Origin of the sequence: Qipengyuania aurantiaca, from assembly GCF_019711375.1 — a bacterium.
Taxonomy (GTDB): domain Bacteria; phylum Pseudomonadota; class Alphaproteobacteria; order Sphingomonadales; family Sphingomonadaceae; genus Qipengyuania; species Qipengyuania aurantiaca.
Window position 1 is genome coordinate 1,794,576 of record NZ_CP081295.1, and the last position, 15,499, is coordinate 1,810,074.

General features: G+C 65.6%; 14 protein-coding genes. 12 read left to right on the forward strand and 2 right to left on the reverse strand.

From position 1 onward, the window contains the following. The first annotated feature begins 37 nt into the window (after nucleotides 1-37). The 4 genes from K3148_RS08665 (at nucleotide 38) to K3148_RS08680 (ending at nucleotide 3,543) form a co-directional block, all read left to right on the forward strand. Complete coding sequence (locus K3148_RS08665) at nucleotides 38-1,015, forward strand: NAD(P)H-dependent flavin oxidoreductase (RefSeq protein ID WP_282099565.1); 978 nt, start codon at nucleotides 38-40, stop codon at nucleotides 1,013-1,015. After that, nucleotides 1,012-1,743, forward strand: coding sequence for an SDR family NAD(P)-dependent oxidoreductase (locus K3148_RS08670; RefSeq protein ID WP_221424432.1), 732 nt, complete (start codon nucleotides 1,012-1,014; stop codon nucleotides 1,741-1,743). Before K3148_RS08665 ends, K3148_RS08670 begins: the two co-directional genes overlap by 4 nt. A gap of 6 nt (nucleotides 1,744-1,749) precedes the next feature. Continuing rightward, the gene (locus K3148_RS08675) at nucleotides 1,750-2,772 is read left to right on the forward strand and encodes an aldo/keto reductase (protein WP_221424433.1); all 1,023 of its coding nucleotides are present in this window, start codon (nucleotides 1,750-1,752) and stop codon (nucleotides 2,770-2,772) included. Between the two features lie 96 nt (nucleotides 2,773-2,868). Next, entirely contained in the window at nucleotides 2,869-3,543 is a 675-nt protein-coding gene (locus tag K3148_RS08680; protein WP_221424434.1) for a response regulator transcription factor, read from the forward strand. A 74-nt stretch (nucleotides 3,544-3,617) separates the two neighbouring features. On the opposite strand, the gene K3148_RS08685 is transcribed toward K3148_RS08680, so the two are convergent. Together K3148_RS08685 and K3148_RS08690 are read right to left on the reverse strand one after the other, a co-directional pair. Beyond that, nucleotides 3,618-6,368: a TonB-dependent receptor domain-containing protein gene (locus K3148_RS08685; protein ID WP_221424435.1), complete on the reverse strand. Its 2,751-nt coding sequence runs from the start codon at nucleotides 6,366-6,368 to the stop codon at nucleotides 3,618-3,620. 96 nt (nucleotides 6,369-6,464) lie between these two features. Continuing rightward, nucleotides 6,465-8,033, reverse strand: a complete 1,569-nt coding sequence (locus K3148_RS08690) for a hypothetical protein (RefSeq protein ID WP_221424436.1) — start codon at nucleotides 8,031-8,033, stop codon at nucleotides 6,465-6,467. Nucleotides 8,034-8,274: 241 nt separating this feature from the next. Between K3148_RS08690 and K3148_RS08695 the strand changes: the two genes are divergently transcribed. From K3148_RS08695 to K3148_RS08730, 8 genes are all read left to right on the forward strand, one after another. Continuing rightward, nucleotides 8,275-8,658 (forward strand): hypothetical protein, encoded by a 384-nt coding sequence (locus K3148_RS08695; protein ID WP_221424437.1) that lies wholly within the window; start codon nucleotides 8,275-8,277, stop codon nucleotides 8,656-8,658. 140 nt (nucleotides 8,659-8,798) lie between these two features. Further along, entirely contained in the window at nucleotides 8,799-9,431 is a 633-nt protein-coding gene (locus tag K3148_RS08700; RefSeq protein WP_221424438.1) for a lytic transglycosylase domain-containing protein, read from the forward strand. Nucleotides 9,432-9,437: 6 nt separating this feature from the next. Next, nucleotides 9,438-9,743 carry a TrbC/VirB2 family protein gene (locus K3148_RS08705; RefSeq protein WP_221424439.1) on the forward strand — a complete coding sequence of 102 codons (306 nt, stop codon included), beginning with the start codon at nucleotides 9,438-9,440 and terminating at the stop codon, nucleotides 9,741-9,743. 1 nt (nucleotide 9,744) lies between these two features. Continuing rightward, nucleotides 9,745-10,029 (forward strand): VirB3 family type IV secretion system protein, encoded by a 285-nt coding sequence (locus K3148_RS08710; RefSeq protein ID WP_221424440.1) that lies wholly within the window; start codon nucleotides 9,745-9,747, stop codon nucleotides 10,027-10,029. Continuing rightward, nucleotides 10,019-12,451 carry a VirB4 family type IV secretion/conjugal transfer ATPase gene (locus tag K3148_RS08715; protein WP_221424441.1) on the forward strand — a complete coding sequence of 811 codons (2,433 nt, stop codon included), beginning with the start codon at nucleotides 10,019-10,021 and terminating at the stop codon, nucleotides 12,449-12,451. Before K3148_RS08710 ends, K3148_RS08715 begins: the two co-directional genes overlap by 11 nt. Beyond that, the gene (locus tag K3148_RS08720; protein ID WP_221424442.1) at nucleotides 12,448-13,617 is read left to right on the forward strand and encodes a TrbL/VirB6 family protein; all 1,170 of its coding nucleotides are present in this window, start codon (nucleotides 12,448-12,450) and stop codon (nucleotides 13,615-13,617) included. The genes K3148_RS08715 and K3148_RS08720 overlap by 4 nt, the downstream gene beginning before the upstream one ends. Beyond that, nucleotides 13,614-14,381 (forward strand): TrbG/VirB9 family P-type conjugative transfer protein, encoded by a 768-nt coding sequence (locus tag K3148_RS08725; protein WP_221424443.1) that lies wholly within the window; start codon nucleotides 13,614-13,616, stop codon nucleotides 14,379-14,381. Before K3148_RS08720 ends, K3148_RS08725 begins: the two co-directional genes overlap by 4 nt. Next, the gene (locus K3148_RS08730) at nucleotides 14,381-15,493 is read left to right on the forward strand and encodes a TrbI/VirB10 family protein (protein ID WP_221424444.1); all 1,113 of its coding nucleotides are present in this window, start codon (nucleotides 14,381-14,383) and stop codon (nucleotides 15,491-15,493) included. Before K3148_RS08725 ends, K3148_RS08730 begins: the two co-directional genes overlap by 1 nt. Nucleotides 15,494-15,499: the final 6 nt, after the last annotated feature.

Sequence of the window (15,499 nt, forward strand, 5' to 3'; positions counted from 1 at the left end):
TACCGGTTGCAAAACGCAACACGAAGGGAGAATGCCCGTGAAGACCCGCATCACCGAAATGTTCGGTATCCAGCATCCGATCATCCAGGGCGGCATGCACTATGTCGGCTTTGCGGAAATGGCGGCGGCGGTCTCCAACGCAGGCGGCCTCGGCATCATCACCGGCCTGACGCAGGGCACGCCCGAAAAGCTCGCCAACGAGATCGCGCGCTGCAAGGACATGACCGACAAGCCCTTCGGCGTGAACCTTACCTTCCTGCCGACCGTGAACGCGCCCGACTATCCGGGCCTCGTGCGGACCATCATCGAAGGCGGGGTTAAGATCGTCGAGACGGCCGGCAACAACCCGGCGCAGGTCCTGCCCTTCTTCAAGGATGCGGGCATCAAGGTGATCCACAAGTGCACCAGCGTGCGCCACAGCCTGAAAGCCCAGTCGATCGGCTGCGATGCGGTTTCGGTCGACGGCTTCGAATGCGGCGGCCATCCGGGCGAGGACGATATTCCGAACATGATCCTGCTCCCGCGCGCGGCGGACGAGCTGGAAATTCCCTTCGTCGCCAGCGGCGGCATGGCCGACGGCCGCAGCCTTGTCGCCGCGCTCGCCATGGGAGCGGACGGCATGAATATGGGCACGCGCTTCATCGCCACCAAGGAAGCGCCGGTGCACGAAAACGTGAAGGCGGCCATCGTCGCGGCTAGCGAACTCGACACCCGCCTCGTCATGCGCCCGCTTCGGAATACCGAGCGTGTAATGACCAATGACGCGGTCGAGGAACTGCTCAAGATCGAGAAGGAAAAGGGTGCAGACCTCAAGTTCGAGGACATTATCGAACAGGTCGCTGGCGTCTATCCGCGGATCATGACCGAAGGCGACATGGACGCCGGTGCATGGTCCTGCGGCATGGTCGCCGGCCTCATCAACGACATTCCGACCTGCCAGGAGCTGATCGACAACATCATGGCCGAGGCGGACGCGATCATCACCCAGCGCCTCGCAGGGTTCCAAGCGGCATGACCGACCCGCTCGACTATTCCGGTAAGATCGTCCTCGTCGTTGGCGGCACCAGCGGCATCGGCAACGGCATCGCGCAGGGTTTCCGCGAGCGCGGCGCGACGGTCCATGTGACCGGCACGCGCGCTTCGGCGGAGGACTATCCTGACAGCGAAATGGAGGGCCTCGCCTTCCATTCGCTCGATGTCGCGGACCGCGAGGCGGTGGACGCGTTCGGCTGGCCCGACACGCTCGATGTCGTCGTGCTGTGTCAGGGCATTGCGCGCTATGGGCGCGAGGAATTCACCCGCGAGGGATGGGATGCGGTGATGTCCGTAAACCTCGACAGCTTGCTCGATTGCGCCAACGCGGTTCGGCAGAAGCTGGCCGACACGGGCGGCTCGCTGCTGATCGTGAGCTCCATCGGCGGCTATCGCGGCCTCGTCGGCAATCCCGCCTATGGCGCGAGCAAGGCGGGCGCGATCAGTATGGTGAAATCGCTGGGCGTGGCCTTTGCAGGCGACGGCATCCGGGTGAACGGCATCGCGCCGGGTTATGTCCACACCAAGATCAACGACGCCTTCCTCAAGGACGAGAATACCCAGAAGCACATCATTTCCGAAACGCCGCGAGGACGGCTGGGTCTGCCCGAGGACATGGCGGGCGTGGCGCTGTTCCTCGCCTCGCCCCTGGCGGATTACGTGGTCGGACAGACGATCAGCGTCGATGGCGGGATGAGCGTGGGGGGCTGAGCGGGAATGGAATACACCAACCTCGGACCCAGCGGCCTCAAGGTCTCGCGCCTGTGCCTCGGCTGCATGAGCTATGGCGACACGACCAGGGGCTGGCACGGCGACTGGGTGCTGGGTGAAGAGGAAAGCCGCCCCTTCTTCCGCGAGGCTGTGGAGGCGGGGATCAACTTCTTCGACACGGCCAACATGTATTCCAAGGGCGCGTCGGAAGAACTGGTCGGCAAGCTGCTGCCCGAGTTCACCCATCGCGACGAAATTGTCGTGGCGACCAAGGCTTTCCTGCCCTGGCGCAACACGCCCAACGCGGGCGGCCTTTCGCGCAAGAGCCTGTTTCAAGCTATCGACGACAGCCTGCGCCGTCTGGACATGGACTATGTCGACCTCTTCCAGATCCACCGCTGGGACGAGACCACGCCGATCGAAGAGACGATGGAAGCGCTGCACGACATCGTGAAGGCAGGCAAGGCGGGCTATATCGGCGCGTCCTCGATGCAGGCGTGGCAATTCGCCAAGGCGCAGGAGGTCGCGCGCCGCCGTGGGTGGACGACCTTCATCTCGATGCAGAACCATGTGAACCTGCTCTACCGCGAGGAAGAGCGCGAGATGATCCCGCTCTGCCGGGACCAGGGCGTCAGCCTCATCCCCTGGTCGCCGCTGGCGCGCGGACGCCTGGCGCGGGGCTGGGACGAGGCCACCGTGCGCAGCGAGACCGACGGCTTCGGCAAGATGCTCTACACGCAGAATATCGAGGCCGACCGCGCCGTGATCGAGGCGGTAGGCACGATTGCCGAGGAACGCGGCGTCTCGCGCGCCACCGTGGCGCTCGGCTGGCATTTCGCCAAGGGCATCACCGCGCCGATCATCGGGGCCACCAAGCCGGGGCACATCGGCGCCGCGGTCGATGCCATGACGCTCGACCTGACCGCAAAAGAGGTCGAGCGGCTGGAGAAACCATACCTGCCGAAAATGCCGGTCGGTGTTGCCTCGACCGCGCCTTCCTTCGGGCCCCTCACCCTGCGCGAAAGCTGAAATTTACGACTGTTACAACCATGCTCGCCGGGGTCACAAACCGGTCACATCCATGCGCCATCGCTGGCCCACTATCAGGGGGCAAGGGACGCGTTCGTGGCCGTCATCAATATTCTCATGACCGACCCGCAGGTCGAACGATACGACAATTTCGACAATGGCGAGACGGCCTATGTTTTCGACCGTCTCGCGTCGAATGGGCCGCGGCGGTTGCTCGAAGGCCCGGTATGCGTGTTCGTCGACTGGGTGCTGGAAGATCTCTCCGGCCTCGAAATGTGCCGTCGCCTGCGCGCCGACCCGCGCACCGCCGATGCCCATGTGACCATGGTGCTGGAAAGCTGCGATGCGGAAGACAAGCGCCGCGCGCTCGCCGCGGGCGCGGACGATTACATGGTTGGGCCGGTGGATCGCACCGGCATCCTCGACCGCGTCCTGGCGCTCGGCGGGGGACGCATGGCGCAGGTCAGCAACCGGCCGTTCCAGCTCGGCGATCTCGAGATCGACATGACCGCGCTGCAGGCACGCTGGCAGGACACACCCATCCCCTTGCGCCCCAACGAGTTTCGCCTGCTGCGCTTCTTCGCCGAGAACGCCGACCGCGTCCTTGGCCGGAGCGAGCTGATCGACGGGCTGGGCAAGCAGGAACCGCCGATCGATGAGCGAACCGTCGATGTCTGGATCGGCCGCCTGCGCCGCGCGCTGCGGCAGGTCGGGGCGGGCGATCCCATCCGCACAGTGCGCTCGCTCGGCTACGTTTACGACAGCCACTGACTTTCCACGACACCGGATAAAAAAAGGGCCGCTCCTGAAGAGCGGCCCTTTCAGTTTGATCCGAGGGGGAGGCCTCAGAACTTGACCGAGGCGCCGAGGCTGAAGCTGCGGCCTACGTTGTAGCTGTTGATCTCGATCCGGTTGGTCCCGTTGGTCTGGAATTCCTCGTGGTCGCTGCCGGTAAGGTTGCGCGCCTCGAACTTCATCTCGACCTCGGTCCCGGCAAGCTCGAAGCCCTGGCGGACGACGAAATCCAGTTGGAAACCCGGTTCTTCGATGATGTCCGGAAGCGGCCCCGCACCGCGGCTGGTCACCCGCTCGCTGGCGTACTTCACCAGCAGGGTGAACTGGCTCAGCCTGTCGAGGTCCTCGAGGCCCAGTTGCAGGTTCACGAGATGGTCGGACTGGCCGGTCAGCGGCACGCCATCGTCGAAGAAGTTGCTGGCTGGCTGGTCCGCGAAGGGGAAGACCTGCGCGAAATCGCCGTCGCCGACGCTGATCTCGGACTGGGTGTAGGTGTAGTTCGCGATCGCCACCAGCTGCTGGCTATCGAACCAGCCGCCCAGATCGAACAGGTCGAAATTGTACTGCACCTCGGCTTCGGCGCCATAGAGCTGGGCCTGCGGTGCGTTGGCGAAGCCGCTGATGATCTCGTTGTCGGAGAAGCTGGTAAAGACCTCGATCGGGTTCTCGATGTCCTTGTAGAAGCCCGCCACGCTCGCGCGGCTGCCGCCGCCCATGTAATATTCGAGGCGCGCTTCGTAATTGGTCAGCTCGCTGTCGACGAGACGCGGATTGCCGTTGAACTGACGGTTGGTTTCCGGATCGAAATAGGTCTGGAAGATCAGCTCGCGGAACTGCGGGCGCGCGATCGTCTTCGATGCGCTGGCGCGGAACTGGAGGGCGTCGGTCAGCTCCCAAGTCAGCGTGCCGCCGGGCAGCCAGTAGTCGTTCTCGATCAGCGTGCCGCTGCTAGACCCCAGGGGTTCGGCAAAGACTTCGACCGCATCGACCGACTGCGTGGCGCTTTCGTAGCGCACGCCGGCATCCAGCGAGAGGCGATCGGTCGGGCGCAGGTTCACCTTGGCGTAACCGGCATGGATTTCCAGCGCCGCGGCAAATGCCGGGTCGGACTGGGTCGTTTCGAAGATGGTGATTTCGTAAGGCCCGATACCGCCCGCGATCTGGGCGTCACGGTCGAAAGCGAGATCGATCAGGGCATCGCCGAGAAGGTTGTCGGGACGGAAAGCACCGAGACCCTCGGGGAAGCCGGAGCTTGCGCGGATGTCGAACTCGCGCCGGGTCGAGAAGCGATTGGTGTCCGTATAGGCGTAGCCGACCGTGGCGTTGAGCCAGTCGTTGAAAATGTAGCCGACGTCGATCCCGCCGTACCACAGGTCTTCCCTGAGGTCGGAGAAGGAAACGACCGCGCCGCCGCGCTGCGGATCGAGCGTGTTGAGGTAGATATCGCCAAAGGGATCGTTCGGATTGTTCGTGCGGACATATTCGAAGGTCCATTCGAACGGCGCCTCGCGCTTGGTCTGCGCGTAGCCGCCGCGAAGATCGACCGACAGATCGCCGAATTCGAACTCGCCGACGAACTGGCTGTTGAGCAGCTGGCGTTCGAACCACGCGGTGTCCTGGATCAGCGCATCATCGCCATCCTGGAAATCGGTGCCTTCCTCCAGCGAGGCGCGCTTGAGCGTGTCGTGGATGAAGAGGTTGGTGAAGCGCAGCTTGTGCTCGCCGATTTCGAGGCCGAAGCCGAGCATGGCGTTGACAAGCATGCGGTTGTCGGTCGAGAATTCGCGGAAGTCGGTGTCGAGTTCCAGCTCCTCATTCACCGCCGTCTGCTTGGTGATGAGGCGGTTGCGCCACTTATTGCTGATCGAGCCGGTGGCGATGATGCCGAACTGCCCGTCGGAGAAGACATCGAAGGATGTGCCTGCGGTCAGGCCGGCGGAGAAATTGGCCGGCAGGTCGCCGATCTTCTGGACGAGGTAGAGGTTGGGATCGTTGATGTCCTGCAGGATGGCGCGCGTGTCGACGCCTTCATCGTTGATCCGCGCACCGCTGTCGAAGAAGCCCTGGAGGGCGCCGTAGTTTTCGACATCGCGGCGGCCCTGGTCGAAGCCGGTCCAGTCGTAGTCGCCGCCGAAATAGGTGTAGCCGGGGCCGAAGGTGGTTTCGCTGTCGCCGGAGAGCGAGCCGCTCACCGTAAGGAAGCTTTCGGTCGGTATGGCGCGGGTGGTGAGGTTTACCACGCCGCCGCCGAATTCGCCCGGGAAGTTGGCCGAATAGGTCTTCTGCACGAGGCTCGAGGCGACCACGCTGGTCGGGAAGATGTCGAGCGGGACCACGCGGCTGAGCGGCTGCGGCGAGGGCAGCGGTAGGCCGTTGAGCAGCGCCAGCGAATAGCGATCGCCAAGGCCGCGGACATAGACGAGGCCGCCCTGCTGCGAAAGGCCGGTAGTGCGGCCGAGCGCGCCGGCAATGTCGCCTTCGCCCGTACGCGCGATTGTCGCCGTGTCGAGCACGGTGACGACCTGCGGCGAGGCGCGCGTCACATCGCGGTTGCGGCGACCGGTGACGACGATGGTGCCGCCGGGAATGGAAATATCGGGTTCGGCCTGTTCTTCCTCGGCGATATCGCCGGGGACGGTGTCGTTCGCATCCTCGACATCCTGCGTCAGTTCCTCGTCGGGAACTTCCTCTTCAGTCGGCGGCGGGCCTTCGGCACCCGTGCTCTGCGCAAGCGCGGCAGCGGGGAAGGTCAGGGCGGTGGAGAGCAGGAGCAGGGCGGAGAGCTGCTTGCCGGATGACATGGGATTGACCCCCTCAGATCAGGTCGGGAATTTAGGGTAAGTGCAAGGCGGGCGGAGGCGCGCTTTCGCAGCGCCCCCGCCCGCTCGTGATGGCGATCAGTTGTAGACCGGCAGGCTGGTGCAAGCGGACGTGTTGGCGTCGAAGGTCACCGTGCTGGACTTGCAGGTCCAGCCGTTCACCCAGTCTGCATTCTCCGTGTAGACGGCGCCGATGCGGGCCGGCAGTTCGAAGAAGCTGTTCCAGGCGGTCACGTCGAAGACCGGCACGCCGTCTTCGTTGCTGCCGTTGAGGAACAGCGAGGTCAGCGTGTTGGTGAAGGCCGAGTTGGTGTTCGTACCGGCATCGAAGACGCCCTGGACTTCGGCTGCGGTTGCGCCCGAACCATCGCGGAACGGCGTGTCGCAATCGAGCACGAGGCTGTCGAAGGCGACCGGACCGGCTTCGTCCGCGCCGGTGGTGCGGAAGAGCTCTTCCTGACCGTCGACACGCAGGCATGCGGTGCCCTGGTTCGAGACAATCACCGAGTTGGCGATACGGTAGTCTGCGAAACCGCGGATGCGGACGACCTGGTCGTCGGCCTTCTGGTGGACGAAGGTCGCGTTCGAGATACGCGTGTCCTGGCGCGGCGTGCTGTCGTTGAAGGCGTTGTCGCTGTCGGCCTCGATGATGGTGTCGCCGGCGCCGGGGCGCTGGATGGCGATGACATACTGGAGGTTGGCTTTGACGCCGGTGTCGGTGTCGATGCTGTCGTCTTCGGCGCCGACTACGATCAGGTTCTTCACATTGACGCGGCCGCCGAAGAATTCGACGCCGTCATCCGAGCTGTTGTAGCTCATGATGTGGTTGAGCGTGGTGCCCGAACCCGTGCCGCCGGTGGTCAGCGACTGGAGTTCGCTGTCGCCCGAAAGGACGAAGCCCGAATAGCGGATCTGGACGTAGCTCATGCTGCCCGAGCTGTCGCCCGGAGTAGCGCCGCCGAAGATGGCGGGCTGGGCCGCGCCTTCGACCTGGCGTTCGCAGTTGACGCTGCCCGGGGTCGCGCCGCTGGCGATGCAGTCGGTGACCGGCGCGCGGCCCGAGAGGACGACGCCGCCCCACTGGCCCGACGAGCTGTCGGTGTTGAGGCCCTGCACGTTGTCGCGGCTGGTGAAGATGATCGGGCGGGCAGCGGTGCCGTTGGCCTGGATGGTGTTGCCGCGGTTGACGTTGAGGAAGCTCGAACCCGAGGCGTAGACGATGACACCCGGCTCGATGGTCAGTTCGACATCGGTGTCGTCGAGGCCATCGCTGTTGTCCGGGGCGGGGCCGCCGTCTTCACCCACGTCGACGCGGCCGTTCATGCGGTACACGAGACCGGCGATGTAGGGCAGGGTGGAGCTGGCGGTGAAGCGTGCGGGCATGGTGCAGACGCGGTATTCGCCGGTCGGGCCCGAAATGGTGCCGCTGTCGGTCAGGCCGACGGGATCGCTGATGGTCGGGCAGCCGGCTGCCGGCGTCACGAGCGTTCCGGACGTCGGGGTCGGCGTGGGCGTGCCGCCGCCTCCACCGCCGTTGTTGATGGTGACGTTGCCGCCGGTGCCAGGCGAAACGATTTCGTCGGCGCCGCAAGCCGAGAGGGCGATTGCGGACGCGCCGAGGATAAGCGAGCGATGAAGATTGGTCACGGGTACGGTCCCCTCAAAAAACCGGATTGAGTCGAAATTCGAAGTGCGAATTCGTTGATCGCGACTCGCCAGCTAGGGGCGTCGTGTGACAGTTTGTGTCGGTTCGTGACCGTTATGTTGCAGTATCAACAGCTTTCCGGCCCGACCCGCGCACATTTCAGAAATATGACAATGTTACGGTTTTGTTGCAGAGGCCGTAACATTGCGGCATCCCAGCCTCACAAGTCTGGGAGAATAAGAGATGTCGTTTATCGCTGCCGCCGCGCTTCTGGTCGCCGCCGACGGTCCCGTCATGATCGTTTCGGCGCCCGAAGCGGATTGCACCATCGGATATGAGGAACTGCTCTCGGGAGAGGGGCGTGAAGCGCTCCAGGCGATCGAGGGATGCGCTGCCGAAGCGCCGCGTGATCCGGCGCTCCAGATCAATCACGGCGTCGCTCTCGCGCGCGTGGGCGATTATGAAGCGGCTCGCGAAAGCTTCCATGCTGCGGCCCGCAACGCCGAACGTTTCGAACTCGAAACCGCGAGTGGGGACTGGGTCGATTCGCGTGTCCTTGCGCGCCGCGGCCTCGCCATGATCGAGAACGGCGAATTTCGCGGCTACGAGGCGCTCGCCGTGCGGTAAATTTCCCTCAACGGGTATCTCGACTGGGCCCGCCTCCCTTGCCGGAGAGCGGGCCTTTTGTTGAAAAACAGGCATTCAGCTTCCTGTCACCCCAGTGTCATGTAGTATGGCCATTGGGGTCGCACGGAGGGTGTCCGACCATGATTCGCGCACACTTGGCGCTTGTTGCAGGATGGTCCTGCATCGCGCTGACCGCCTTCCCGGCGAAGGCGGATGTCTTGGAGATCGACGCGGACGGCGCGCGCTGGAAAGCCGGCGGGCAGGCCGCGATGGCCCCTGCGCAGGCGGTCGAGCTTGGCGCGGGCGAAGCGCTTGCCGAAGTGCCGGCCGAGATCGACGTGCCCGAAAATATAGTGGGCGACCCGGCCGATCACGCAGCTGCGGTCCCGCAGGCTTACAAGGCGAAAGTCGCCGAACTCGCCGCGCGTTACGACCTCAGCCCTTCGCTGATTGAGGCGATGGTCTGGCAGGAAAGCCGCTGGCGGCATGACGCCGTATCGCCGGCGGGCGCGCAGGGCCTCGCCCAGCTGATGCCGGGAACCGCGCGCGACTTGGGTGTCGATCCGCGCGATCCCTTCGCCAACCTCGAAGGCGGGGCGCGCTACCTTCGCGCCCAGCTCGACCGGTTCGACGGCGACCTCGAAAAGGCGCTCGCCGCCTATAACGCCGGCCCGGGCCGGGTGGAACGCGCAGGAGGCATTCCGCGCATCCGCGAAACGCAGAATTACGTGGCCTCGATCATGGGCCGCCTTGCCGATCACTCACGGGAGTAGAGTAACTTGAAATCGCTTATCGCCAGGCTTGCGGTCCTCGCCGCGCTTCTCAACCCTTCGGCTGCCTTTGCGCAGGCCGTGCAGCAGGACCCGGCGGGCTCCGGCCCCGTGGTCAACGCGCTGGCCTGGCTGCAGGGCACGCTGCTCGGCAATGTCGCGACCGCAGTGGCCGTGATGGCGGTGGCTGCCGTCGGCTTCATGATGCTCACCGGTCGCCTCAACTGGCGTTTCGGAGCGACCGTGATCATCGGAGTTTTCATCCTCTTCGGTGCGGCCAGCATCGTCGCGGGCATCCAGCAGGTGGCCGCGTAAGATGACCGCGCTCGTCCGCCACCCCGTCCACAGAGCGCTCACCCGCCCGCAGATGTTTGCGGGCGTGACGCTCAACTATTTCGTGATCAACGGGGTCGTGACGACCGAAGTCTTCCTCATCACCGGCAGCTTCTGGGCGCTGCTCGCCGCGCTTGTCATGCACGGTGTCGGCTATTTCGCCTGCCTGCGCGAACCGCGCATTTTCGACCTCTGGATCACCAAGGTTTCGAAGTGCCCGCGCGTTGCAAACTACAAGCGCTGGGGGTGCAATTCCTATGCCGCGTAAGACCAAATGGATCGGCCCCGCCGCCTGGAGCGAGAAGGAAGCCCGCGCGGGCGACCGCCTGCCCTATGCAAGGCTGGTGGACGAGAACACCGTGCTGCTGCGCGACGGCAGCGTGATGACCGCGATCCAGGTCCCCGGGCTCCTGTTCGAGACCGAGGATAGCGAGGCGCTCAACGCCCATGCGGCGACGCGCGAGGTGATGCTGCGCTCGATGCTCGACGCGCGCTTCGTCATGTATCACCACGTCATCCGCCGCCGCGTGTCGGTGGAACTGGATGCGGAATTCCCCGATCCGATCAGCCGCCACATCGATGCGCGATGGAAGGAACGGCTGGGCTCGGGCCAGCTGTTCGTGAACGACCAGTTCATCACCCTCATCCGCCGCCCCGCACGCGGCAAGGCGGGCCTTGTCGAGCGGATTTCGAAAAAGGCGAAGGGCCGCAAGCACCAGCTTGAAGCGGACCCCAAGGATCTGCGCGGACTTCGCGCGGCGGCGCAGGGGCTTGTGGCTTCGCTCACCGCTTACGGTGCGACCGTCCTCGGCGATTATGTCGGGCCGCAGGGCAATGTGAATTCCGAGATGCTGGAGCTGCTCTCGGCGCTGTATAATGGCGAAATGCGCCCGGTGCGCAAACCGTCGGACGATGTCGACCTCGGCATGATGCTGCCCTATCGCCGCGTCAGCTTCGGGCTCGACGCGCTGGAGATGCGCGGTTCGGGCTCGCCCGATTTCGGCGCCATGCTCGGCCTCAAGGATTATCCCGAAGCGACCAGCCCGGGGCTGCTCGACGGGCTGCTGCGCCTGCCGTTCGAGATGGTCGTCTCGGAAAGCTATGCACCCGCCGAACGCCAGACGGCGCGCGAACGCATGGACCTTGCCATCCGCCGCCTGAAAAGCGCGGATGAGGAAGCCGTGGCCGAGCGCGCCGACATGATGGCCGCGCGCGATGCGCTGGGGAATGGCGCGGTCGGGTTCGGCGACCACCACCTCACCGTGATGGTCAAGGAAACGAGCCTTGCCCGCCTCGACGATGCGACCGCCGCCTGCGCCGCCGCGCTGGGCGATACCGGCGCGATTGCCGTGCGCGAGGACACCAATCTCGAACCCGCTTTCTGGGGCCAGTTCCCCGGGAATGAGGGCTATCTTGTTCGCCGTGCGCTGATCTCCAGCGCCAATATGGCGAGCTTTGGTTCGCTGCACGGCTTTGCGCTGGGGCAGGCGCAGGGCAATCACTGGGGCGAGGCGGTGACGCTGCTGGAGACCACCAGCGCGACGCCTTTCTTCTTCAACTTCCACCACGGCGACCTCGGCAATTTCTCGGTCATCGGGCCGTCGGGTTCGGGCAAGACCGTGGTGATGAACTTCCTCGCCGCGCAGGCGCAGAAGTTCGCGCCCCGCACCATCCTGTTCGACAAGGACCGCGGCGCGGAACTCTTCGTGCGCGGGATCGGCGGGCGCTACGACAGCATCCGCGCAGGGGAGCCGACCGGCTTCAACCCGATGGCGCTGCCCGATACGCCGGGCAACCGCGCCTTCCTGCGCGACTGGCTGGGTGTGCTGCTGAAGGCCGAGGGGCCGGAAGAACAGACGACCATCGCGGCGGCTGTGGATGCGGCCTATGCCAACGACGCAAGCTTGCGCCGCCTGCGCCATTTCCGGGAATTGCTCTCCGGCACGCGCCGTCCGCAACCGGGCGATCTGGCCGACCGTCTTGGCGCATGGATCAATTCGGGCGAGAACGCATGGCTGTTCGATAATGAGGACGACCAGCTCGACCTCACCGCCCGCGTGCTCGGCTTCGACATGACCGCGCTCTTGGAAAACCCCAAGCTGCGCACGCCGACCATGATGTACCTCTTCCACCGGATCGAGGAGCGCCTTGATGGCAAGCCAACGATGATCCTGATCGACGAGGGCTGGAAGGCGCTCGACGACGAGGTCTTCGCCGCGCGGATCCGCGACTGGCTGAAGACTTTGCGCAAGCGCAACGCACTGGTCGGTTTCGCCACCCAGTCGGCGCGCGATGCCCTGGAAAGCCGTATTTCCACCGCATTGGTCGAGCAGACCGCGACCATGGTCTTCATGCCCAACAGCCGCGCCCGCGCGGAGGATTATTGCGATGGCTTCGGGCTCACCAGCCACGAGCTCGCGCTCATCCGCACGCTGCCGGCGCACAGCCGCTGCTTCCTGGTGCGTCAGCCCGATGCGAGCGTGGTGGTGCGCCTCGACCTCTCGGGCGCGCCCGAAGTGCTCACGCTGCTTTCGGGCCGCGAAAGCTCGGTCCGCCGTCTCGACCTGCTGCGCGAAGCGATGGGCGATGCACCCGCCGACTGGTTCCCCGCGCTCACCGGCACCGCATGGCCGGGCGGCCCGGACCACGCCCATGGTGACGAGCCGGTGATCGGATTGGCGGCGGAATGACCAGCGCCACCTGCCAGCAGGCCGCCGAACAGGTAGGCAACGGGGTAGCCGCCGCGCTGCGCGGCGTCGACTGCATGGCAGGCGAAGCGAGCGCGGCCGCGTTCGGCAAGCTTTTCGCTTCGGGCGGCGCGCTCAGCTATGCGCTGACGGCGCTGCTCACCATCTACATCGCGGTTTTTGGCTTCCTGCTGCTGACGGGCCGCACCAATATCGGCGTGCGCAGCCTTGTGCCGCGCATGATGACGCTGGGCCTCGTGCTGACCTTTGCGACCAGCTGGGTCGCCTACCAGAGCGTAGTGTGGAACATCTTCGTCTTCACGCCGGACTGGCTGGCGGGTGTCCTCACCGGCGTGCAGGGCTCGGCTACCGACGTCTTTGCGCAGAAGATCGACGTGGTCTTCATCGCCATCCAGGAGGCGAGCGGCAGCGAGAGCGATTTTTCGGCCTTTTCGCCCAAGGGGATGATGTGGCTGGGCGCCATGCTTTTCATGCTCGGCACGGTCGGCCTGCTGGTGACGGCCAAGATCGCGCTCGGCATACTCGTCGCGCTGGGTCCGGTCTTCGTAGTTCTGGCGCTGTTCAACGGCACGCGCGGACTCTTTACGGGGTGGCTCAAGGGGCTGGTGATGTGCGCTCTCGCGCCGCTGTTCGCGGTGCTGGGCGGGTCGATCATGCTCGAACTCTCGGTCCCGATCCTTTCCGCGCTGACGGCCAATCCCGGCTCCGTCCCGGCGCAGGCGGGCATGGCCTTCTTCATGATCGGCGCGGTGCATGTCGCGCTGATGGTGATGGTGTTCAAGGTCGCCTCGGCCATGGTCTCGGGCTGGAGCGTGTTCGGCCTCGTGCCCTCCGCCGAGACCGCGTCCGCCGCTCCGGCGGCGCCCCCGGCACCCGCGCCGCAGCTTGTCCAGCCGCTTGCGCAGGCGCAGGCGGCAACTCAGGCGAGCGAGCAGGCGCGGCGGATCGATGTCTCGGCCGTTGCGACCGGCGCCGCCGCAAACGACAGCGCGGGCACCGTCTCGCGCACCACCAAGGATTACGCCACCGCTTCAGGCGGCGCTCAAACGGGTCCTGTCAGTCAGGGTCCAAGCCGCACGACGGGGATCGGCAGCCGGTTCAAGGCTGCCCCGCCGCGCAGTCTCGGTTCTACGGAGAAAAGCTCATGAAACGCGTCGCTCTCGCCGCGCTCTCCCTCTCGCTCCTCGCCACCCCGGCGCTGGCCGATCCGCGCCTGCAGGAGGTGATGTACGACGAATACGAGGTCTTCACCCTGCCGGGCCGCGTGAACGTGCAGGCCAGCATCATCTTCGGTGAGGACGAGACGATCGAAAACGTCGCCATCGGCAATTCGCAAAGCTGGCAGGTCACGCCGAACAAGCGCGCCAATATCCTTTTCGTGAAGCCGCTCGAACCGCGCGCCGCGACCAATCTGACGGTGGTCACGACCAAGCGGACCTATCTCTTCGACCTCGTCGCCAGCCCGGCGGCAAAGCCGCTCTACGTGCTGCGCTTCGATTATCCGGTCGACCCGGAAGAAGAGGCGCGCAAGGCTCGCATGGCCGAGGCTGCCGCGACGCAGGCGGCGCCGGCTGATCCTTTTTCCGCGGTCGATCCGGCCGAATTGAATTTCGCCTGGAACGGCGAGGGTGCATCGACGCTGCTGCCCGAACGCGCGTTCGACGATGGCGAGGCGACCTTCCTCACCTGGCCGACCGGACGCGAGGTGCCGGCCATCCTCGTCACCAATTCCAAGGGTGTCGAAGGACCGGTCAATTACAGCGTGCGCGGCGAAACCGTCGTGATCGACGGCGTGCCGCGCTCGATCATCTTGCGCGCGGGCGAAGAGAGCGCGACGCTGGTCAACACCGGGCCCGAGCGCGCCTCCGTGCCGCTTGGCGAAACGGGCCTAGCCCGCAAGGGAGACAATTGATGCGTCTTGCAAACCGAATTCCCGAGACCGGCAAGGTCGCCAACGACACTGATCCGCGTGACGACACCGACGCCGAAGTCATCGACCTTGCGCAGCGCAACGCCTTTCCCGCCGTGGCGCGTCCGGGCGGCAAGGGCGATGCCATGGGCATGGTTGCCGGCATCGCCATCGTGGCGGGTCTTGGCGCGGTGACGCTCTGGAGCATGAGCGCCTCGCGCCTGCCCGAACAGCCGAGCGTCGGCGGCCAGCAGCCGGTCGAAGCGCCCGTGGCGCAAGTTGCCGCGCCGGCTCCTGCGGTGGTCACGCCTGCCGCTCCGGTGCAGCAGCCTTCGGGCTACGCGCCGGTTGCCGAGCCGCAGGTTGCTCCGCAGCCGCAAGCGCAAGCCTATGCCAATCCCTACAACACGCCGACTGTCGTCTTCGATGCGGGTTCGACGGTAGCTGGCGCGCCTGCTGCAGTGGGCGCGGAAGGCGTCGAGGGAACTGCGACCGCCTCTTCAGGCTCCGCCACAGATTTCGCCAGCCGCGTGGGCGGTGTCGGCGGCGCTCCCGCCCAGGCCAAGGCGATGGTCAACCCGGCGACCACCGTCACGCAAGGCACGCTGATCCCCGCGATCCTCGAGACCGCCATCGACACCAACGTGCCGGGTTATGTCCGCGCCGTGGTCAGCCAGGACGTGCGCAGCTTCGACGGCAGCCAGGTGCTGGTGCCGCGTTCGAGCCGTCTCATCGGGCAATATCAGTCCGGCATGCAGAACGGGCAAAAGCGCGCCTATGTCATCTGGACGCGGCTTATCCGGCCCGACGGCGCCTCGGTCAATCTCGCCTCGCCCGCCATCGGGTTCGATGGCACCACGGGCCTCGAGGGCAAGGTTTCGGGTAACGGCTTCTTCAAGCGCTTCGGCTCGGCCATGCTGCTGTCGGTCGTCGGCGGCCTCGGCACTCTGGCAACGGGCGGTGCCGGCGCGGTCGTGCTGGGCGGCGGCGGGGCCTCGGCGGCCGCCTCTGCTGCCGAGCAGGACGGCAAGCGTTCGCCCACCGTGCGCGTGCGTCAGGGCGAGCCGATCCGCATCTTCACCGCGCGCGACCTCGATTTCTCGAAGGTCAGCTGAGGAACG